Annotated in this window: 19 protein-coding genes and 1 pseudogene; 13 read left to right on the forward strand and 7 right to left on the reverse strand. The window is 73.5% G+C overall.

Annotated features, from left to right (window positions below; genetic code table 11):
* The first annotated feature begins 186 nt into the window (after positions 1-186).
* A complete protein-coding gene (locus tag AB0N04_RS28685) occupies positions 187-456 on the forward strand; it encodes a DUF1876 domain-containing protein (protein WP_360214220.1) in 270 nt (89 codons plus the stop codon).
* On the forward strand, positions 453-653 hold the full coding sequence (locus AB0N04_RS28690; protein ID WP_360214222.1) for a hypothetical protein: 201 nt from the start codon (positions 453-455) through the stop codon (positions 651-653). Before AB0N04_RS28685 ends, AB0N04_RS28690 begins: the two co-directional genes overlap by 4 nt.
* A 37-nt stretch (positions 654-690) precedes the next feature.
* On the opposite strand, the gene AB0N04_RS28695 is transcribed toward AB0N04_RS28690, so the two are convergent.
* From AB0N04_RS28695 to AB0N04_RS28710, 4 genes are all read right to left on the reverse strand, one after another.
* Complete coding sequence (locus AB0N04_RS28695; protein ID WP_360214225.1) at positions 691-1131, reverse strand: PPOX class F420-dependent oxidoreductase; 441 nt, start codon at positions 1129-1131, stop codon at positions 691-693.
* 34 nt (positions 1132-1165) lie between these two features.
* A complete protein-coding gene (locus AB0N04_RS28700; protein WP_360214227.1) occupies positions 1166-2776 on the reverse strand; it encodes a cytochrome bc complex cytochrome b subunit in 1611 nt (536 codons plus the stop codon).
* Between the two features lie 255 nt (positions 2777-3031).
* The gene (locus AB0N04_RS28705; protein ID WP_360214229.1) at positions 3032-4558 is read right to left on the reverse strand and encodes an MFS transporter; all 1527 of its coding nucleotides are present in this window, start codon (positions 4556-4558) and stop codon (positions 3032-3034) included.
* Between the two features lie 182 nt (positions 4559-4740).
* Complete coding sequence (locus AB0N04_RS28710) at positions 4741-5433, reverse strand: TetR/AcrR family transcriptional regulator (RefSeq protein ID WP_360214231.1); 693 nt, start codon at positions 5431-5433, stop codon at positions 4741-4743.
* A 121-nt stretch (positions 5434-5554) separates the two neighbouring features.
* On the opposite strand from AB0N04_RS28710, the gene AB0N04_RS28715 reads away from it, so the two are divergent.
* The 3 genes from AB0N04_RS28715 to AB0N04_RS28725 all read left to right on the forward strand — a co-directional run bounded on the left by AB0N04_RS28715 (position 5555) and on the right by AB0N04_RS28725 (position 7182).
* A complete protein-coding gene (locus tag AB0N04_RS28715) occupies positions 5555-5689 on the forward strand; it encodes a hypothetical protein (protein ID WP_360214233.1) in 135 nt (44 codons plus the stop codon).
* Positions 5686-6273, forward strand: a complete 588-nt coding sequence (locus AB0N04_RS28720) for a Uma2 family endonuclease (RefSeq protein WP_360214235.1) — start codon at positions 5686-5688, stop codon at positions 6271-6273. Before AB0N04_RS28715 ends, AB0N04_RS28720 begins: the two co-directional genes overlap by 4 nt.
* A gap of 120 nt (positions 6274-6393) precedes the next feature.
* Entirely contained in the window at positions 6394-7182 is a 789-nt protein-coding gene (locus AB0N04_RS28725) for a VOC family protein (protein ID WP_360214237.1), read from the forward strand.
* A 3-nt stretch (positions 7183-7185) separates the two neighbouring features.
* Here the strand turns inward: AB0N04_RS28725 and AB0N04_RS28730 are convergent, their stop codons facing one another.
* Entirely contained in the window at positions 7186-7740 is a 555-nt protein-coding gene (locus AB0N04_RS28730) for a hemerythrin domain-containing protein (protein ID WP_360214239.1), read from the reverse strand.
* A 117-nt stretch (positions 7741-7857) separates the two neighbouring features.
* Positions 7858-8454, reverse strand: a complete 597-nt coding sequence (locus tag AB0N04_RS28735) for a TIGR03086 family metal-binding protein (RefSeq protein WP_360214241.1) — start codon at positions 8452-8454, stop codon at positions 7858-7860.
* Between the two features lie 188 nt (positions 8455-8642).
* Between AB0N04_RS28735 and AB0N04_RS28740 the strand changes: the two genes are divergently transcribed.
* The 3 genes from AB0N04_RS28740 to AB0N04_RS28750 all read left to right on the forward strand — a co-directional run bounded on the left by AB0N04_RS28740 (position 8643) and on the right by AB0N04_RS28750 (position 11832).
* Positions 8643-9215, forward strand: a complete 573-nt coding sequence (locus AB0N04_RS28740) for a DoxX family protein (protein WP_360214243.1) — start codon at positions 8643-8645, stop codon at positions 9213-9215.
* Between the two features lie 33 nt (positions 9216-9248).
* Positions 9249-9371, forward strand: a complete 123-nt coding sequence (locus tag AB0N04_RS28745) for a hypothetical protein (protein ID WP_360214245.1) — start codon at positions 9249-9251, stop codon at positions 9369-9371.
* Positions 9372-9507: 136 nt separating this feature from the next.
* Complete coding sequence (locus AB0N04_RS28750) at positions 9508-11832, forward strand: M9 family metallopeptidase (RefSeq protein ID WP_360214247.1); 2325 nt, start codon at positions 9508-9510, stop codon at positions 11830-11832.
* A 115-nt stretch (positions 11833-11947) separates the two neighbouring features.
* Here the strand turns inward: AB0N04_RS28750 and AB0N04_RS28755 are convergent, their stop codons facing one another.
* Positions 11948-12709 (reverse strand): protein phosphatase 2C domain-containing protein, encoded by a 762-nt coding sequence (locus tag AB0N04_RS28755; RefSeq protein WP_360214249.1) that lies wholly within the window; start codon positions 12707-12709, stop codon positions 11948-11950.
* Positions 12710-12935: 226 nt separating this feature from the next.
* On the opposite strand from AB0N04_RS28755, the gene AB0N04_RS28760 reads away from it, so the two are divergent.
* The 5 genes and pseudogenes from AB0N04_RS28760 to AB0N04_RS28780 form a co-directional block, all read left to right on the forward strand.
* The gene (locus AB0N04_RS28760) at positions 12936-14033 is read left to right on the forward strand and encodes an LLM class flavin-dependent oxidoreductase (protein WP_360214251.1); all 1098 of its coding nucleotides are present in this window, start codon (positions 12936-12938) and stop codon (positions 14031-14033) included.
* Positions 14030-14668 (forward strand): FMN reductase, encoded by a 639-nt coding sequence (locus tag AB0N04_RS28765; protein WP_360214253.1) that lies wholly within the window; start codon positions 14030-14032, stop codon positions 14666-14668. The genes AB0N04_RS28760 and AB0N04_RS28765 overlap by 4 nt, the downstream gene beginning before the upstream one ends.
* A 301-nt stretch (positions 14669-14969) precedes the next feature.
* Positions 14970-16004, forward strand: coding sequence for a Dyp-type peroxidase (locus AB0N04_RS28770; protein ID WP_360214255.1), 1035 nt, complete (start codon positions 14970-14972; stop codon positions 16002-16004).
* 29 nt (positions 16005-16033) lie between these two features.
* The gene (locus AB0N04_RS28775) at positions 16034-16873 is read left to right on the forward strand and encodes a family 1 encapsulin nanocompartment shell protein (protein ID WP_360214257.1); all 840 of its coding nucleotides are present in this window, start codon (positions 16034-16036) and stop codon (positions 16871-16873) included.
* 195 nt (positions 16874-17068) lie between these two features.
* Positions 17069-17181, forward strand: a pseudogene (locus AB0N04_RS28780) (electron transfer flavoprotein subunit beta); the annotation flags it as partial.

Raw genomic sequence — 17181 nt, forward strand, 5'->3', positions numbered from 1 at the left:
GGCTCCCGGTACCGGGCCGGCTCCCGGTCCACGGCCCGGACGCGCACGCAGCCGTCCGGGGCGGTGGTCGGGGCGTGCGGGGCAGGCGTCATCGGCGTCATCGGCCGATCATGCCGGATCGGCTGGCCTGGTGTTCACGGTGGGTGCGGCGCACTCTGGAGGAGTAACCGATGGAGGTGATCCGCCATGCAGACTCTGGTCGGTTGGCACATCGAGATGGAGTTCCGCGAGGACGGTGCGCGGACGACCGCCGCCGCCATGCTCCGGCTCCGCGACGGCAGTGAACTACGGGCCCACGGCTACAGCAGCCGCCACCCCTCGGACCCGGAGCAGCTGCGGGTCGGCGAGGAGATCGCGGGGGCGCGGGCGCTCAACGACCTGGCCTCGCAGCTCCTCACCAAGGCCCACGGCGAGATCCAGGAGGTCAGCCCCGTCCCGACCCACCCGCTGACGTGAGCCGGCACCCGGAGGGCGACCACACCGGCGAGCCGTACCACACGCGCATCCCGCTGATCTGTCCGCGCTGCGGGCACGAGCAGCGGGTCGTGCCCGGCGGCCCCGGCCGGGCGGTCAAGGTCGTGCACGCGGGGACGGGCCAGGAGGCCTGCGAGTCCGCCGACCTGGCGAAGGCGCCGGAGGAGGGGGTCGGGTGAGGGCCTTGGCGCGCCCGCTGCGGACGGCGGACGCGCCTCAGTTGACGCAGTAGCCCGTCGGCGGCTCCCACTCCGGCCCGACCAGTCGGCGCTCCACCTCGTTGAGCGTGATGCGGATGCCGACCGTCCCGGCCAGCCCGACCCGGAACCTGCTGCGGGCCAGCGCGAGCACCGCCGTCAGGCCGTACTTGTTGATCAGCTCGGTGCGGTAGCGGGCGGTCGCGTCCTCGTCGCAGAGCCGGGCCCGGGCCGGGACGCTGCGCCCGGTCGGGCGGCCGTGGGCGTCGCAGGGGCCGACCAGCACCCGGGGGTGGTGCCGGATCCGTTCGGCCTCGCCGGAGTGCGCGGGGGTCCAGATGCCGAGCGCGGTGCCGTCGGCCACGACCCAGGTCTGCGAGTCCCGGCGGCTGCCGTCCTCGCCGAAGGTGGTGAGCCGGAGGTACTTGCTGTCGGCGAGCTGGTCGGTCCGGTGGTGCACGACGTCCTCCCTCTGGCGTGGGGGCCGGGCCCGGTCAGTGACCGTGGCCCCGGGTGATCCCGCGGTACTCCTCGGCGGTGGGGCCGGCGATCCGGGCGTGCTCGCCGTGCAGCCCGCGGGACAGCCTCGCGCGGACGCGGGTGAGCGCACCCGCGGGGCGGGCGACACCATTCTCGTCGACCCGGGCCGGTAGTTCGAGGGGGCGCGGCCGCTCGGGTGCCGTGAGCCGGTGCAGTTCGGCGGGCGCGAGCGGGGCGTGCACCTCGGTGTACTCGCCGTGCGGCAGACGCCGGACGACGCCGGTCTCACGCCCGTGCAGCACCTTGTCCCGGTCGCGCCGCTGCAGGCCGAGGCACCAGCGCTTGGTGATCACGAAGACGGCCACCGGGACGGCGAGGGCGCCGATCCGCACGGCGTACGTGATGGCGTTCAGCGACAGGTGCAGATGGGTGGCGATCAGGTCGTTGCCGCCGCCGGCCAGCATCACCAGGTACAGGCTGATCCAGGCGGCGCCGAGCGCGGTGCGGACGGGGGCGTCGCGCGGCCGGTCCAGCAGATGGCGCTCCCGCCCGTCGGGGGTGAGCCAGGCCTCGACGAACGGGTAGGCCGCGACGGCGCCCAGGACGACCGGGAAGAGGGCGAAGGGGATCAGCACGCCCAGGTTGAGGGTGTGGCCCGCGAGCCCGACCTCCCAGCCGGGCATCACCCGGATCAGGCCCTCGGCGAAGCCCATGTACCAGTCCGGCTGGGCGTCGGTGGAGACCTGGTCCGGCCGGTACGGTCCGTACGCCCAGATCGGGTTGATGGTGGCGACGGCCGACACCAGGGCGATGACGCCGAAGACCAGGAAGAAGAACCCGCCCGCCTTGGCCAGGTAGACGGGCATCAGCGGCATGCCGACGACGTTGCGCTCCGTCCGGCCGGGCCCCGCCCACTGGGTGTGCTTGTGGTGGAAGACCAGGATCAGGTGGGCGACCAGCAGCGCGACCATGACGCCGGGGACGAGCAGCACGTGGACGGAGAAGAACCGCGGGACGACGTCGTGCCCGGGGAACTCGCCGCCGAACAGGAACATCTGCAGGTAGCTGCCGACCAGCGGTACGGCCAGCAGCACGCCCTCGATGAACCGGATGCCGGTGCCGGAGAGCAGGTCGTCGGGGAGCGAGTAGCCGAGGAAGCCGTCCAGCATGCCGAGGAAGAGCAGCAGGAAGCCGAAGAGCCAGTTGACCTCGCGCGGCTTGCGGAACGCGCCGGTGAAGAACACCCGCATCATGTGGACGAACATGGCCGCCACGAAGACCACCGCGGCCCAGTGGTGGATCTGCCGGATCAGCAGGCCGCCGCGGACCTCGAAGCCGATGTCGACCGTGGAGGCGTAGGCCTCGGACATCGGCACGCCCTTCAGCGGGACGTACGAGCCGTGGTAGACCACCTCGGCCATGCTCGGCTTGAAGAACAGGGTCAGCCAGACACCGGTCAGGACGATGATCAGGAAGGTGTACAGGCAGATCTCGCCCAGCATGAAGGACCAGTGGTCCGGGAAGACCTTGCGCAGGTTCGCCCTGGCCAGGGTGTGGATCCCCAGCCTGCCGTCCGCCCAGTCGGCGGCCCGTCGCCCCCGCCCTGGGGCCTGATTCCGGGTCATGTGCACGCACCTCAGTCCGATGGAAGCGGGGATAGTTCCCCGTTTCACGCTGGGGCCACCATAATCGGGGAGTGATCCCCGTTTCCACCCCGGGGTGTCCCGGACCGCCCGGTGGTCGGACCCCCCGGGCCGGACGGCCGGCCCGGCGCTGCGTGCGGGCCGCACGCGCCCGGAACCCGGAAACGGCGAGCGGCCCGCCCGGCGTCGTGGAGACACCGGACGGGCCGCGTACGCACCCGAGTGGACCCGCAGGCGTCAGTGCACCAGCACCGGCACCTCGTCGGCCTTCGCCGCACCGGCGCCCGACTCCTGGGCCAGCGACGGCCGGCCCGCGTTGACGAAGGTGAAGGCGATCGCGGCGGCCGCCACCAGGATCCCGAAGGACACCCAGATCGCGGTCGTGAAGCCGTGCACCATACCGCCGAACTGCACGGCCTTGGCGGCCTGCGGCGAGGCGGCCGCGGCGCCGGCGTGGGCGGCCAGCCAGCTGGTGGTGGCGCTGGCCGCGATGGTGTTCAGCAGCGCGGTGCCGATGGCGCCGCCGACCTGCTGCGAGGTGTTGACCATCGCGGAGGCCACGCCCGCGTCCCGCGGCTGGACCCCGTAGGTGGCCAGGCTCATCGCCGGCATGAACGCGGTGCCCATGCCGAGGCCCATCAGGACCAGTCCGGGCAGGATCAGCACCGGGTAGGAGGTGTCCAGGCCGATGTTGGTCAGCAGCAGCATGCCCATCGAGGCGACCAGGAAGCCGGGCGCCATCAGGTAGCGCGCCGGGACGCGGGTCATCAGCCGGGCGCCGATCTGGGTCGAGCCGGTGATCATGCCCGCCACCATCGGCAGGAACGCCACGCCGGTCAGCACCGGGCTGTAGCCCAGCACGATCTGCAGGTAGTAGGTCAGGAACAGGAACAGGCCGAACATGCCGATCACGGCCAGGCCCAGCGACAGGTACACGCCGCCGCGGTTGCGGTTCAGCACCACGCGCAGCGGCAGCAGCGGGGCCTTGACCTTCCGCTCCACCAGCACGAACGCGGTCAGCAGCACCGCGGCCGCGACGAACAGCGCCAGCGTGCTGCCGGCCGTCCAGCCGCTGGACTCGGCGCGGGTGAAGCCGTACACCAGGGAGACCAGGCCGGTGGTCACCAGCAGGACGCCGGGGACGTCCAGACGGTTGCGGTTGCGGCCCTCGGCGGGCTCGCGGATCACCATGACGGCGCCGGCGGCGGCCACGATGGCGAACGGGATGTTGACGAAGAAGGTCCAGCGCCAGTTCATGTACTCGGTCAGCAGGCCGCCGAGGATCAGGCCGATGGCGCCACCGCCACCGGCGATCGCCCCGTAGATGCCGAAGGCCTTCGCGCGCTCCTTCGCCTCGGTGAAGGTCACCGCGAGCAGCGACAGCGCGGCCGGCGCGAGCAGCGCGCCGAACACGCCCTGCAGGGCGCGCGCGCCGAGCAGCATCGCGGTGTTGGCCGCGAAGCCGCCGAGCGCGGAGGCCACCGCGAAGCCGGTCAGGCCGACGATGAAGGTCCGCTTGCGGCCCCAGAGGTCCGCGATCCGGCCGCCGAACAGCAGCAGGCCGCCGAAGGCCAGCGCGTAGGCCGTGATCACCCACTGGCGGTTGCCGTCGGAGATGCCCAGGTCGCGCTGGGCGGACGGAAGGGCGATGTTCACGATGGTGGCGTCGAGGACGACCATCAGCTGGGCGAGGCCGATGAATATCAGCGCCTTCCAGCGCCGGGGATCGGGCAGCGTCGCCGGTCGGGCGTCGGTTCCAGGCATGGGGGTACTCACTTCACGGTGCGTGGCGTGCGGGAACGGTCGGGTCACCGTGCGGCTCGCCGCCTCACGGGGCGGTCGCGGCCGGACGGTCGGTCGGGTGCGGTCGGTCGGGGCCCGGGCGTGCCGGGGCGGTCCCGGCGGTCCGGTCCGGACGGCGCGGGAGGTCGGGTCGGTCGGTGGTGCTACCGGTGGTCGGTCAGTGGGGGTCGGAAGTCCTCGAAGGTCGCCGCCCGGCCCGGGAGGACCGAACGGGCCGGCGCGCGCAGGCCGTCCAGGAACAGCTGCAGGTGCCGGTGGACGAAGTCGTCGAGCAGCTGGCAGGACGTCCCCGGCAGCGGCCGGGTCAGCTGGCTCATCGCGATGACCAGGTCGCCGTGTTCGGCGTCCGGCCGCAGCTCGCCCGCCGCCCGCGCGCGCTCCATCAGGCCGCTCACGGCGGCCGTCAGGCGCTCACGGGCCTCGGTGAGGTCCGGGTCGTACGGGTCCACGTGGCTGGTGAACACCGGGCAGAGCGCGCCGACCTTCTCCGCGACGGTCGCGTGCGCGAACCGCTGCAGAGCGTCGAACGGGCCCCCGCCACCCGGGGCGTCCGCGTCCGCCGCCGCCGTTTCGGCGATGGCCAGGACGCGGTTCTTGACCAGCAGCGCCACCTCGCGGATCAGTGCCCTGCGGTCGGGGAAGTTACGGTACAGCGTGGCGTTGCCCACCCCGGCCCGCTTCGCGATCTCGTCCAGCGGCACGTCCGCACCGTGTTCGACGAAGGCGTCGCGGGCAGCCAGGACGATCCGTTCCCGGTTGCGGGTCGCGTCGGCGCGCAGCTTGGGCGCGCGAACGGTCTCCACGGGACGGACCGGCTCGGTGGCTGCGGTGGTCACGGCGACTGCTCCTCCAGGATACCGGGGAAGTTCTCCCCGCTTGTGCCTACGAAGATGCAAACGGGGATTCCGTCCCCGGAAATTTCAGCTCCGGATGTGACCTGCATCACATGCTCCCGGCGTGCCCGTCACCCGCGCCGCCCGGGCCGCGGGCGAGCCGCCGTGCACCGTCGTCGGACTCGGGACGGTCCGTGACCGCCCGCCGCTCGGCGCGTTGACCCCGGGGAACGCCGGAGTGGAGGAGGAAGGCCCGTGACCGCGATCTCCGATCGTCCGCAGATGCAGCCGGAGGAATTCGAGGAGCTCGCCCGTGGTGCGGCCCGGACCCTCGAACGCCTCCGGCTGGAGTTCATCGACGGGAAGCTGCGGGTCAAGCCCGTGCCGGACGGCGACCACGGCCGGATCGTCCAGTGGTTGTTCCGGACCTGCACCCGGGCCCGGCCGGAGCTCCACCTGCACGACCAGGGGTTGAGGATCGAGGGTCCCCATCCCCATGGTGGATACGCCCGGCCGGACGGCACGCTGGCTCATCAGGACGCGTTCGTCGGCGAGGGGGAGTGGGCCGGGACCGACGCCGTACTGATGGTCGTCGAGGTCGCCTCCTACGATTCCGACACCGATCGGCGCGACCGTGTAGAGAAGCCCCGTGCCTACGGCGAGTCCGGTGTCCCGGTCTACCTGCTGATCGACCGGGACTCCGCCGAGGTGACCGTCTACAGCCAGCCTGACGGCGTGCGCTACGAGACCGCCCACACGGTTCCGTTCGGCAAGGCCGTCCGGCTGCCCGAGCCGGTGGGGATCGTGCTGGACACCGAGCCGCTGAAGAACTGGGTCCGCTGAACCCGGCCATGCCTTCCCGGGGGCGCTCGGCCGCGCGGCCTAGGCTGAGGGCGTCCCGGGCGGCCGGTGGGCCGTGGGAGTCGGGAGGGGCCCGGCGGCCGGGTGGCGAGGAGGTCCGGGATGGGCAGCGGTGAGACCGCCAGGGTGCGCTGCGTGGCGGCCGTTCCGTGCTGGGTGAGCCTGATGGCCCGGGACCTGGAGGGGGCCAAGGAGTTCTACGGTCCCCTGCTCGGCTGGGAGTTCGAGCCGGGCCCGGACCGGTTCGGCCCCTACGTGCACGCGGTGACGGGCGGGGAGGCGGTCGCCGGGCTGGGGGTCACGGGCGCCGGCTGGGACATTCCGGTGTCGTGGACCAGCTACTTCGGCACCGAGAGCGCGGACGCCGCCGCCGACGCGGTGCGTGAGCGCGGGGCGACCCTCGCGGTGGGCCCGCTGGCCTTCGACGCCGGGCGGGTGGCCTTCGCCGCGGACCCGGCCGGGGCGGTGTTCGGCATCTGGGAGGGCCCGCCGGGCCGGGCCCGGCGGCTGGACCTGCCGGGCGCGCCGGTCTGGATCGAGCTGCGCACGCCGGACCCGTTCGCGGCGGCGCTGTTCTACGGCGAGGTGTTCCGCTGGGACGGCCGAGACCCGGAGCGCTTCGAGGTCCGCTGGGAGCACGACCGGGTGGTGTTGCGGACGGAGGGGCACAGCGTCGCGGCGCTGGCCAAGGAGCAGACGGACGGCCCCGCGGGGCTGCCGCCGCACTGGGAGGTGTCCTTCGCCGTCCCGGACACCGACCGGGCGGTGGCCCGGGCCGAGGAGCTGGGCGGCTCGGCGCTGGGCCCGGCCTTCGACTCGCCGTACGGGCGGGTGGCCCGGCTGCGGGACCGCGAGGGCGGCCGGTTCGCGGTGATCAGCCCGAAGGGCTGACGGTCACGGGGCCGCCCCGGCGGCCTCTCCGGCCGGGCCGGCGTCCGCACCGCCCGTACCGTTCCCGACGCCCGCACCGCCCGTACCGTTCCCGGCGTCCGTGGGGTCCTGGGCGGGCTCCGCGCGTTCGGCCCGCAGCCGGTCCCCGAGGGCCGCGCGGGCGGCGGCGGGCAGGGCCTTGCGGGCGGCGGGGAAGAGCTGCTTCTCCTCGCCGGCCAGGTGCCGGCGGAGGGTGTCGGCCAGTCCGCGCAGCAGGGGGTCGAAGCCGGGGTCGTCGGCGGGCAGGCCCTGCAGGTCGGAGAGGTACTGCCCGATCGCGAGGTGGTCGTGGATGCTGCTGAACACCAGCGCCCCGCCCTCGGGCACGTCGTGCTGCACGACGGGGAAGAGGTGCTCCTCCTCGGCCGCGCAGTGGGTGAACAGCAGGTCGGTGAGGCGGGTCAGCAGGTCGGCGCGTTCGGCGGCGCCCGCGGGTGCGGCCTCGACCCGGTCGAGCAGCTCGGTGACCGCCCGGTGGTCGGCGGTGAACTCGCCGAGGATGTCCGGCCTGCGGCTCATGGCGCGCCCGCCTCTCGAACGGAAACCTTCCCCCGCTCCCTCCAGTATCCGGCGTCGGCCGCCGGATCCTCCCCCGGGGCGGCGCGGACGGGGCGGGGGCGGGGGTGTCGCCGCAGGTCAGGGGTGGTCGCGTCGCCCGGTGAGGGCGAGCAGCCGGGTCTGCGGGCCCGCGTCGTCGGGGGCGGGCAGGGGCGGGTCGAAGAGGCCGCTGCCGGAGAGGTCCCCGTAACCGGTGATCTCGCCGAGGGCGAAGTCGACGAGTTCCGCCGGGAGCCGGGTGCGCCGACCGATGCCGTCGGCGAGGTCCCAGGCGTGGATGACGAGGTCGGTCGTGAGCTGGTCGAGGTAGTACTGGCCGGAGACGTCGCCGAAGGACAGGTGGACGGTGAGCTCGGTGGCGCCGGGGACGGCGAAGGCCTCCCGGGCGGCCGCGGCGGCACCGGCCCAGGCGGCGACGGGGTCACTGCCGAGGACGTCGCCGTCGAAGCGCCCGCCGACCTCGGAGACGGTGGCGCCCATCAGGAGTTCGGGGATCCAGAGCTGTTCGCCGGTGAGGTGGTTGACGAGGTCGCGGACGGACCAGTCGGCGCACGGGGTGGGGGCGCCCCACTGGTCGGGGGCGATCAGGCGGACGCGTTCGTCGAAGGCCGCGAGGGCCTGGGCGTACGGCGTGCCGGGGTCCGCGGCCGGTCGGTGGTGCCTGCGTTGGGCCATGTCTCCACCCTGCCCCGGGCGGGGTCCGGCCCGCGAGTCGCTCACGGACCGTCAGTTGTTCAAATTCGAACTCCAAGGTACGGTCGAGGAGCGGCCGGTTCAAATTTGAACAACAGCTGCGGGGCGACGGCCCCGCCCGTGCTGCACCGCCACACCCCTACGACCGACCCCGATCGATGGAGACGCGCATGCCGAGCAGCAGCCCGAGCACGACCGCCCCCACCACCGCCACCGTCCGCCCGGGCCGGGCGACCCCCGGTCCCGCGGCGACCTCGCCGCACGCCTACGACGCCGGACTCCTGCTCCTGCGCCTGGTCCTCGGCCTGACCATGGCCGCGCACGGCAGCCAGAAGCTGTTCGGCTGGTTCGGCGGCGGGGGGATCGACGGCACCGGTCAGTTCTTCACCATGAGCGGCTACCCGGCGGGCGACACCATGGCCGTGGTCGCCGGCCTCACCGAGACGCTCGGCGGACTCGCGCTCGCCGTCGGCCTGTTGACGCCGCTGGCGGGTGCCGCGATCGTCGGGACGATGGTCAACGCGATCGCCGTCACCTGGGGCGGCGGCTTCTTCGCCCCGAAGGGCAGCGAGTACGAGCTGCTGCTGACCGCGGGTGCCGCGGCGCTCGCGCTGACCGGCCCGGGCCGGTACGCCGTGGACCGCTTCCTGCCGGTGCTGCGCGCGCACCGGCTGGCCTACGGGGCGGCCGCCGTCCTGGTCGGCCTGGTGACGGCTGGCGCGATCCTGCTGCTGCGCAAGTAGCGCCCCGGACCGCCGGCGGGGCGGAGCGGGTCCGTGGACCGTGGCGCCCGGAGGGTCCGCGACGAGGCCGTGGTGACGAACCGTCACCACGGCCTCGTCGTCGTCCCGTTCCCGTTCGAACCGATCTCGGCTCAGGGGCTGTTCAACGTCATGTGATGTGTGCCATGGTACATGTCACACTCCCCACCGTGTGCACGGCGGAGCCGCCCCCACGCGGAGCCGCCGCCAACGGTCCTCGCCCCCACACCGGCCGCACCCCCAGCGCGGCCGACGACGGCCCGGAGGCCCCCACGTGAGTACCCCACGCCCGTTGCGACTCCCGCAGCTGGCAAGACTGTTGACGCTCGCCCTGACCCTGCTCCTGACGGTCGGCCTGTTCGCCCCGCGCAGCCAGGCCGCCCCCGCCGCCGCCCCGAGCCCCGGCGACGCCACCGCGACCCGTCCCGCGCCGACCGCGCCGGCCCCGCCGCCCGCGATCGGCGCCTCCCCGGCGCAGGCCGCCGCGGAGGCGGCGGACGGCCGTAGCGCCCTCCCGCCCCGCCAACCCGCCCCGCTGGCCCTGGAGTCGGCGGATCCGGCGGCGTCCGGGCGGTCCGCCGCCAAGGCCCTCGGCTCCGGCGCGGCCGGTGCCGGCGCCGCGGCGGCCTGCAACGTCGGCGACTTCACCGGCCGCACCGGTGGCGCCCTCGTGCAGCAGATCAAGTCCGTGGACCTGGACTGCATCAGCAGCCTGTTCCAGATCGGCCGCGGCGACGCGGCGGCGGCCTTCCGTGAGTCCCAGATGGTCACCGTGGCCTACGCGGTGCGCGACGCCGCCGGCGGCTACCGGGGTACCAACGACTCGTCGATCACGCAGCTGATGTACTACCTGCAGGCCGGCTACTTCGTGCAGTTCTACAACGCGGACGTGGTGGGCCCGTACGGCGCCGCCCTGAAGACGGCGACCCGCTCCGCGCTGGACGCGTTCTTCGCCAACCCCCACTCCCGGGACGTCAGTTACGACAACTCGGGCCCGCTCGGCCGGGCGACCACGCTGATCGACAGCGCCCAGGACAGCGCCCGCTACCTGCCCGTCGTGAAGCAGCTGCTCGCCGCCTACGACAGTGCCACCTGGAACCCGGCCAACATGGCGTACGCGCTGAACCCGGTGTTCACCGCGCTCTTCCGCGGCCACCAGGAAGCGGACTTCCTGCCCGCCGTACAGGCCGACCCGAGCGTGCTGGACGCCCTGTACACCTTCGCCGTGCGCAACAACGACCAGCTCGGCGGCTCCTACGGCAACCTGGTCTTCAACGCGGTCACCGAGATGACCCGCTTCATGCAGTACCAGTCCTTCGTGCCCAGGATCCGCCCGTGGGCGCAGACGCTGGCCGCGCAGTCCTCCCCGGCCGACCGCACCCGCTACCAGCGGGCGGCCGTCGCCCTCGCGGTCCGCTTCTACGACACCGCCAACTGCGCCTCCTACGGCACCTGCGACGACGCGGCCCGCTTCAAGGCCGCCAACCTGCCGGTCTCGTACACCTGCAGCCCGAGCATCACGATCCTCGCCCAGGCGTTGGACACCACTCAACTCGGCACCGCCTGCACCAGCCTGACCGGCCAGGACGCCTTCTTCCACACCGTCGCGCGCGACAACGGCCCGGTCCGGGACGACAACAACCGGACGATCGAGGTCGTGGTCTTCCACTCCTCCTTCGACTACCAGGTGCTGGCCGCCGTCATCTACGCGATCAACACCAACAACGGCGGCATGTACCTGGAGGGCGACCCGGCCAAGGCCGGCAACCAGCCGCGGTTCGTCGCCTACGAGGCCGAGTGGGCCCGCCCCTCGTTCGAGATCTGGAACCTCAACCACGAGTACACGCACTTCCTCGACGGCCGGTTCGACATGTACGGCGACTTCGACGCCGGGATGTCGACCCCGACCGTCTGGTGGGTCGAGGGCTTCGCGGAGTACGTGTCCTACGCGTACCGCAAGGTCGTCAACGACGGTGCCATCGCGGCGGCCGCCCGGCACACCTACAAGCTGAGCGACCTCTTCGACACCGGCTACGGTGACCAGGACCGGGTCTACCGCTGGGGCTACCTCGCCGTCCGCTACATGCTGGAGCAGCACCGCTCCGACCTCGACGCCGTACTCGCCGAGTACCGCACGGGCGACTGGGCCGGAGCCCGGACCCTGCTCAAGACCACCATCGGCACCCGGTACGACGCCGACTTCGACGCCTGGCTGACCAGGTGCGCCAGCGGCGCCTGCGCCGGCGGCACGCCCACCCAGCCGCAGCTGCCGGAGTGCGCGGGCACCGACGTCCGCAAGCTGGACGCCAACTGCGCGCGCAGCAACATCGCGGCCACCACCGGCAACTACGCGCACTTCTACCTGCTGGTGCCGGCCGGCACCAAGCAGGTGAGGATCACCACCAGCGGCGGCACCGGCAACGGCGACCTCTACTACAACCCGAGCGGCTGGGCGTACACCAACGCCTACGCCACCCGCTCGGCGGGGCCGGACAACGCGGAGACCCTCACCGTCACCGATCCGCCGGCCGGCTACGTCTACTTCAGCCTCTACGCCCAGCAGGGCTTCGGCGGGGTGAGCGTCACGAGCGAACTCTGACGGCGCCCCGGAGCGACCGATCACGGACAGGTGACCGCCCCGGCGGGAGCGCTTCGGCGCCCCGCCGGGGCGGGTCCGCTTCCCCGTCCTGCGGTCCGCTTCCCCCGCGGGGCGCCTACTCGCCGATCCGGACCAGCGCCAGGGTGATGTTGTCCGGCCCGCCCGCCTCGACGGCCGCCTTCCACAGGTCGAAGGCGGCCTTCCCGTCGGCGCGCTCCGAGCCGCCCGAGGAGCGGGCCAGCAGGTCCGCGAGCTCCTCCTCCGGCACCGGGTCGGTCAGTCCGTCGCTGCACACCAGGTAGCGGTCGCCGGTGGCCAGCGGCTCGGTGCGCAGGTGCGGCTCGACGAAGGTCAGTCCGAGCGAGCCGCCCAGGGTCTGGGTGACCACGGAGGTGGTGCGCCGGCCGGGCGGCAGCGGGGGGCTGTCGTCGACGCTCACCCGGTGCAGGCCGTCCGCGGTGATCCGGTAGACCCGGCTGTCGCCGACGTTGAAGGCCAGGGCCTGGTCGGGCAGCAGGACGAGGCCGGCCACCGTGGTGCCCATGGCGGCGAGCCCGGGGTCGCCGCCGGCGGCCGCGTAGACCGCGCGGTTGCAGTCCTGGAGCTCCTCCCGGACGGCCTCCTCGTCGGTCAGTCCGGCGCCGTCGGCGGCCAGCCGGCGGGCGACCAGGGAGCTGGCGACCTCGCCGCCGGGGTGGCCGCCGAGCCCGTCGGCGACGGCGACCACGCAGGGCGGGCCGAGCGGGAACAGCAGGGTCTGCGGGTTGCCGGTCACGGTGGCGCAGAGCGTCCACGGGCCGACCGTGAGGCTGTCCTCGTTGTGTTCCCGCACCAGGCCCTCGTGGCTCAGCGCGCTCACCGCGATGTACGCCGCCATCGGTTCGCCGCCCTTCCGGAGCTCCTCCCTCAATTGTGGGCGGGTCCCGTGGATCCCGCGGGGCCGGCGGCCGGCGGGGGAGCGGTGCGTCCGGGGCGGGGGCGCCCGGTGGGAATAGTGGGGCGCACCCCGGTGCTAAGGTGGTTGAAAGTTTGACGATCTGGCCCGGGAGGGCCACGGAGCCCGGGCCCGCAGGCCCGGGCCGACCTGGAGTGTGGTGAGCAGCATGCAGTTCGGAATCTTCACCGTCGGCGACGTCACCCCCGACCCGACCACCGGACGCACCCCGAGCGAGCACGAGCGGATCAAGGCCATGGTGGCCATCGCGCGCAAGGCCGAGGAGGTCGGCCTCGACGTCTTCGCGACGGGCGAGCACCACAACCCGCCGTTCGTCCCGTCCTCGCCGACGACGATGCTCGGCTACGTCGCCGCGCAGACCGAGCGCATCATCCTCTCCACCTCGACCACCCTGATCACCACCAACGACCCGGTGAAGATCGCCGAGGACTACGCGATGCTCCAGCACCTGGCCGACGGCCGGGTGGACCTCATGATGGGCCGCGGCAACACCGGCCCGGTCTACCCGTGGTTCGGCCAGGACATCCGCCAGGGCATCCCGCTCGCGATCGAGAACTACGCACTGCTGCACCAGCTCTGGCGCGAGGACGTGGTGGACTGGGAGGGTCGCTTCCGCACCCCGCTGCAGTCCTTCACCGCCACCCCGCGCCCGCTGGACGGCGTCCCGCCGTTCGTCTGGCACGGCTCGATCCGCAGCCCGGAGATCGCCGAACAGGCCGCCTACTACGGGGACGGCTTCTTCGCGAACAACATCTTCTGGCCCAAGGAGCACTTCCGGAAGCTGGTCGGCCTCTACCGCGAGCGCTACGCCCACTACGGCCACGGCACGCCGGAGCAGGCGTACGTCGGCCTCGGCGGCCAGGTGTTCATGCGCCGCAACTCGCAGGACGCGGTGCGGGAGTTCCGTCCGTACTTCGACAACGCGCCGGTGTACGGGCACGGGCCCTCGCTGGAAGAGTTCACCGAGCAGACCCCGCTGACCGTCGGCAGCCCGCAGGAGGTCGTCGAGAAGACGCTGTCCTTCCGCGAGACCTTCGGCGACTACCAGCGCCAGCTGTTCCTGATGGACCACGCCGGCCTGCCGCTGAAGACCGTCCTGGAGCAGCTGGACCTGCTCGGCGAGGAGGTCGTGCCGGTGCTGCGCGAGGAGTTCGCCAAGGGCCGCCCGGCCGGGGTGCCGGACGGGCCGACGCACGCCGCCCGGGTGGCGGCCCGGGACGAGGAAGCCGTGGAGGTGGCCGAGTGAACGCGTTCAAGCTGGTGGTGGTGAGTGCCGGGCTGAGCAAGCCGTCCTCGACCAGACTGCTGGCCGACCGGCTCGCCGGGTCGACGGACCGGCAGCTGGCCGCGCGGGCGGGGCTGCCGGAGGGCGCCGCGGCCGACGTGACGGTGGTCGAACTGCGCGACCTGGCGGTCGAGATCGCCAACAACCTGGTCACCGGCTTCCCCGGTGCGGCGCTGCGGGCTGCGGTCGGGGCGGTGACGGAGGCGGACGCCGTGATCGCGGTGACGCCGGTCTTCACCGCCTCCTACAGCGGTCTGTTCAAGTCCTTCTTCGACGTGATCGACCACGACGCGCTCGCCGGCAAGCCGGTGCTGATCGCCGCCACCGGCGGCACGCCCCGGCACTCGCTCGCCCTGGAGCACGCCGTCCGGCCGCTCTTCGCCTACCTGCGGGCGGTGGTGGTGCCGACCGCCGTCTACGCGGCCACCGACGACTGGGGTGCCGGCGGGGACGGGCTCACCGAGGGCCTCCCGGGCCGGATCGACCGGGCGGCGGGCGAGCTGGCCGCGCTGCTGGCCGGCCGCGGCCCGGCGGCGCCGACCCTGCCGGACCAGGTGGTGCCGTTCGCCGAGCAGCTGGCGGCGCTGCGGGCCTGAGCCGTCGGCGTGGCAGTGGCAGTGGCAGTGGCGGGTGCGCGACGGCGCCCGCCCCTGCCGCACGTCCGGGGCGGCGGCCGCCCTGCCCGCCGGACCTCCGTCGCGCCGCCCGGTGCTCCGTTCGGGCGCCCGCTCCCGTGCCGAAACGTCCGCTCTGCGGTGTAATCGTACGCATGATCAGATCTCCGCTGGTCCGTCCCGCTCCCGGCGCCCCGTCCCGCTCCGGCCGCCCGGCGCGCCGCGGCGACCACCGCGCCGAGCGGGGCGCCCTCCGGGCGCGGTGAGGAGGGGCGAGCCGACCATGCAGGCCGAACCGCAAGCCGTGCTCTCCCCGCTGACCAGCGCGGCCGTCTTCCTGGTCCTCACCGTCGAGCCCGGCGGCGAGGACGCCGTCCGTGCACTGCTGCCCGACCTCGCCGGGCTGCGCCGCGCCGTCGGCTTCCGCGCCCCCGAGGGCGGTCTGACCTGCGTCACCGGCATCGGCTCCGGGCTCTGGGACCGCCTCTTCACCGGCCCCCGGCCGGCCTCCCTGCACCCCTTCCAGGAGGTGGCCGGCGCCCGGCACCGGGCCCCGGCCACCCCCGGGGACCTCCTGCTGCACCTGCGGGCCGAACGGATGGACCTCTGCTTCGAGCTGGCCGGCCAGCTCACCGGCCGGCTCGCCGGGGCCGCCACGGTGGTCGACTCGGTCCAGGGCTTCCGGTACTTCGACGACCGGGACCTCCTCGGCTTCGTGGACGGCACCGAGAACCCCGAGGGCCGGGCCGCCGTGACCGCGGCCCTGGTCGGCGCGGAGGACCGGGACTTCGCCGGCGGCAGCTACGTCGTCGTCCAGAAGTACCTGCACCGGCTGGACACGTGGAACGCGCTGAGCGTCGAGGAGCAGGAGGGCGCGGTCGGCCGCACCAAGCTCACCGACATCGAGCTGGACGACGAGGTCAAGCCCGCCGACTCGCACGTGGCGCTGACCGTCGTCACCGGCCCGGACGGCGAGGAGCGGAAGATCGTCCGCTTCAACATGGCCTTCGGCTCCTTCGAACGCGGCGGCGAGTTCGGCACCTACTTCATCGGCTACGCGCGTGACCCCGGGGTGACCGAGGAGATGCTGCGCAACATGTTCGTCGGCAACCCGCCCGGCACCACCGACCGGCTGCTCGACTTCTCCACCGCCGTCACCGGCTCGCTGTTCTTCGTCCCGACCGCCGCGCTGCTCGACTCCCCGCCGCCCGCACCGCCGGCGCCGGGCACCCCGCCCGCACCGCCGGCGCCGGGCACCCCGGCCGCGCCCCGCGCGGACGGCTCGCTCGGCATCGGCAGCCTGCGCGGCACCGGCTGAGCCGGCCCACCCGACAAGGACCCCGCACCATGGACAACCTGCACCGCGACCTCGCCCCCGTCTCCGCCGCCGCGTGGGCGGAGATCGAGGAGGAGGCCCGCCAGACCTTCAGGCTGCACGTCGCCGGGCGGCGCGTGGTCGACCTGCACGGCCCCGAGGGCGCCACCCTCGCCGCCGTCGGCACCGGCCACCTGACCGGTGTCGAGCCGCCCGCCGACGGCGTCGAGGCCCGCGCCCGCGCCGCGCAGCCCGTCGTCGAGCTGCGCGTCCCCTTCACCGTCCGGCGCGAGGCGGTCGACGACGTCGAGCGCGGCGCCCGCGACTCCGACTGGCAGCCCGTGAAGGACGCCGCCCGCACCATCGCGCTGGCCGAGGACCGCGCCGTCTTCGAGGGCTACCGCGCCGCCGCGATCGAGGGTATCCGGGACGCCTCGACCAACGCCCGGGTGCCGCTGCCCGACGACGTCCGGGAGTACCCCGAGGCGGTGAGCCGGGCCCTCACCGCCCTGCGGCTTGCCGGCGTCGGCGGGCCCTACTCGCTGCTGCTCGGCGCGGACGCCTTCACCGCCGTCAACGAGACGAGCGACCACGGCTACCCCGTCCACAACCACCTCGCCCGGCTCCTCGACGGCGACATCATCTGGGCCCCGGCCATCGAGGGCGCCTTCCTGCTCTCCACCCGGGGCGGCGACTTCGAGCTCTTCCTTGGCCAGGACGTCTCGGTCGGCTACCTCGCGCACGACGCCGACACGGTGCGGCTCTACCTCCAGGAGTCGCTCACCTTCCGCGTCCACACCGGCGAGGCGGCCGTCGCCCTGGGGGGTCGTACCGGCACGACCAGGCCGCCCGGCCACCAGGAAGGGTACTGAGTTCCTTTACCAGGGGTACTGAGTGCCGTATTCTCTCGGTGGAGCCTCTGACGCCAGTCGAAGAGAGCCGACACGGCATGCCGGTCCAGGTGGCGCTTGCGGCGCGCAGGGCGCGGCCGGGCCGGAATTGGCACTCAGTACCCTCGGCATCACCTGAGGCATGGATCCAGTGCACCCGTGACAGGAGAACCGCTCATGAGCTTGAGGATCGTCGTCTGCGTGAAGCACGTGCCGGACGCGACGGGTGACCGTCGGTTCGCGGACGACCACACCACCGACCGGGAGGGCGTGGACGGCCTGCTGTCGGA

The sequence above is a fragment of the Kitasatospora sp. NPDC051702 genome (assembly GCF_040681575.1).
GTDB lineage: Bacteria > Actinomycetota > Actinomycetes > Streptomycetales > Streptomycetaceae > Kitasatospora.

What these genes read in the sequence shown, in the direction of transcription:
- AB0N04_RS28685 (WP_360214220.1), top strand. Translation starts at nt 187, where the DNA reads ATGCAGACTCTGGTCGGTTGGCACATCGAGATGGAGTTCCGCGAGGAC.
- AB0N04_RS28700 (WP_360214227.1), bottom strand. Translation starts at nt 2,776, where the DNA reads ATGACCCGGAATCAGGCCCCAGGGCGGGGGCGACGGGCCGCCGACTGG.
- AB0N04_RS28705 (WP_360214229.1), bottom strand. Translation starts at nt 4,558, where the DNA reads ATGCCTGGAACCGACGCCCGACCGGCGACGCTGCCCGATCCCCGGCGC.
- AB0N04_RS28725 (WP_360214237.1), top strand. Translation starts at nt 6,394, where the DNA reads ATGGGCAGCGGTGAGACCGCCAGGGTGCGCTGCGTGGCGGCCGTTCCG.
- AB0N04_RS28730 (WP_360214239.1), bottom strand. Translation starts at nt 7,740, where the DNA reads ATGAGCCGCAGGCCGGACATCCTCGGCGAGTTCACCGCCGACCACCGG.
- AB0N04_RS28735 (WP_360214241.1), bottom strand. Translation starts at nt 8,454, where the DNA reads ATGGCCCAACGCAGGCACCACCGACCGGCCGCGGACCCCGGCACGCCG.
- AB0N04_RS28740 (WP_360214243.1), top strand. Translation starts at nt 8,643, where the DNA reads ATGCCGAGCAGCAGCCCGAGCACGACCGCCCCCACCACCGCCACCGTC.
- AB0N04_RS28755 (WP_360214249.1), bottom strand. Translation starts at nt 12,709, where the DNA reads ATGGCGGCGTACATCGCGGTGAGCGCGCTGAGCCACGAGGGCCTGGTG.
- AB0N04_RS28760 (WP_360214251.1), top strand. Translation starts at nt 12,936, where the DNA reads ATGCAGTTCGGAATCTTCACCGTCGGCGACGTCACCCCCGACCCGACC.
- AB0N04_RS28770 (WP_360214255.1), top strand. Translation starts at nt 14,970, where the DNA reads ATGCAGGCCGAACCGCAAGCCGTGCTCTCCCCGCTGACCAGCGCGGCC.
- AB0N04_RS28775 (WP_360214257.1), top strand. Translation starts at nt 16,034, where the DNA reads ATGGACAACCTGCACCGCGACCTCGCCCCCGTCTCCGCCGCCGCGTGG.